Annotated in this window: 2 protein-coding genes; both read left to right on the forward strand. The window is 45.5% G+C overall.

The annotated features are described in order from the left end of the window. On the forward strand, window positions 1-319 hold a 319-nt coding region (locus PLA01S_RS32320; protein WP_218033674.1), incomplete at its 5' end, for a hypothetical protein. 529 nt (window positions 320-848) lie between these two features. Continuing rightward, window positions 849-1,379, forward strand: coding sequence for a dihydrofolate reductase family protein (locus tag PLA01S_RS31730; RefSeq protein WP_127596743.1), 531 nt, complete (start codon window positions 849-851; stop codon window positions 1,377-1,379). The last annotated feature ends 513 nt before the right edge of the window (window positions 1,380-1,892 follow it).

Below are 1,892 nucleotides of genomic sequence, written 5' to 3' on the forward strand. Positions count from 1 at the left end.
TGTTGATGCATACAGCGATGAGTCACCAATTTTGAATAATGTCGACATTCAACGTAAGTGCTTGGAAGAAGTCCTTATTTTTGAACTTCGTCCTAAGATCATGGACGTACTTAGGAAAGAGTGTGGTAGTAACTTTCTCATCGATAGACAGCATATCTTACCTTTGAGGAAATCGAACTCTTATCCTCAAGGTGAGTTTATACTAGAGGGACGAGTTACGACAAATTCTTACTCGGATATAGTTCAATTTACTTTTAAAGCTAATTTTGACGGATACAAAGTGAGTGGTTTTCATGCTGTTAGTCATTCATTGAACTAACGGAAGACGATAGCTAAATAAAAACTAGAAGGCAGCCGTTCAAAGTGGACGGTTGCTTTTGTTCAACTAACGGGAAGCTATAGCATAATGAACACTGCGGTAGCCGGCCACAAGATCGGCTGCCTTCGTCGTTGCACTATCGGGCAGGATAGCGTAATGTTTGATTCGATGCCTTTTGCGGTTTCGATCAACAGGTTATTTTGTATATGCGGTACTAAGTAAACGTGGAATACGTGTGGATTGGGCTAAAGGAGTAACTTTCGAATTACTTTATTGCAAAGAGAGGCTCTACGTGTGGAAATCGGAAGACAAGCCGCCAATTATAGAAATTAGTATATGAAAATAATGTTGTAGACTGACTAAGCTTCGTCAAGCTAAAGTTGTATTCGGTCGGGTTGTGCAAATTAGCAATCCATGAGAAACCGGGCATGCTGTTGGATGATAAAATGTAGACCTAGAGGAGGCTGCATATGGAACGTGTAATCCTGATGATGAATGTGCGAGAAAACCAGAGAGGAGAGTCAGTCGCATGGCAAAGATTGTTTTTGCGTTGAACCAGTCTCTGGACGGGTTCGTCGACCATATGGCATTTCAGCCCGACCCCGTGCTATTCCGTCATTTCATCGAAGACGTGCGCGGTCTGACAGGTTGCCTGTACGGGCGCCGCATGTACGAGACCATGCGGTATTGGGACGGAGACCATTTTGAATGGGATGGGCCGGAACGGGAATACGCAGCTGCGTGGCAAAGTAAACCGAAGTGGGTGGTGTCGAGGACGTTAAAGTCCGTCGGTCCGAACGCTTCTCTGATCGAGGGCGACCTCTCAGCGGCCATACGTGGGCTGAAGGCTCAGCATGAAGGGGAAATTGAAGTTGCCGGGCCAGAGTTGGCGCACAGTCTAACGGAGCTCGGTCTCGTTGATGAGTATCGACTCTATCTCCATCCAGTCGTGCTGGGTCACGGCAAGCCGTTCTTCGCCGGTCCGCGGCCGCCGCTGCGCCTCGTGGCAAGCGATCGAATTGGCGAGCAGGTGATCAGGTTGACCTACGTTCCAGCTTAGTTTTGCGGTTGACCCAGCGACCTAAAGGGGCGGGATAGTTCAATAAAACAGCGGCGGTCTATGACTTTATTTTTTTTCTTGCCGCTGTTTGGGTTACTGTGTGTTAGTCTAGAACTTATTTTTCAAATGCTGACGACTTTCCAACTCTATAACGGCGTCAAATCGACAACCTCAGTCTAACACTTTATTTTCTTCGAACAGAAAGATAGAATACACGTCCAACATATACCAATAGAAATCAGGAAACAGGTCATGGATGAATTAAAGACTTATGTTTTAAGAAAACGTGAAGAAAATGAGACAATTACTTTTCATGAGTATCCTAAAGCTCACAAAGTGCCACTCGTCAAGTAAGATGTAAGACGACAAGAACATACTCAAAAGGATGAGACATATGCGCCGCAAATCCGTTTCACCACAAGCCAATGAACGGGAGTAGCTCTTAAGTCTAAGGAAATCGATCCAGAAGGAAGGGGAATTCAATATATGTCGAGGGACAAGAACATGGTCCCT

This window comes from Paenibacillus lautus NBRC 15380, from assembly GCF_004000945.1.
Taxonomy (GTDB): Bacteria; Bacillota; Bacilli; order Paenibacillales; family Paenibacillaceae; genus Paenibacillus_AQ; species Paenibacillus_AQ lautus.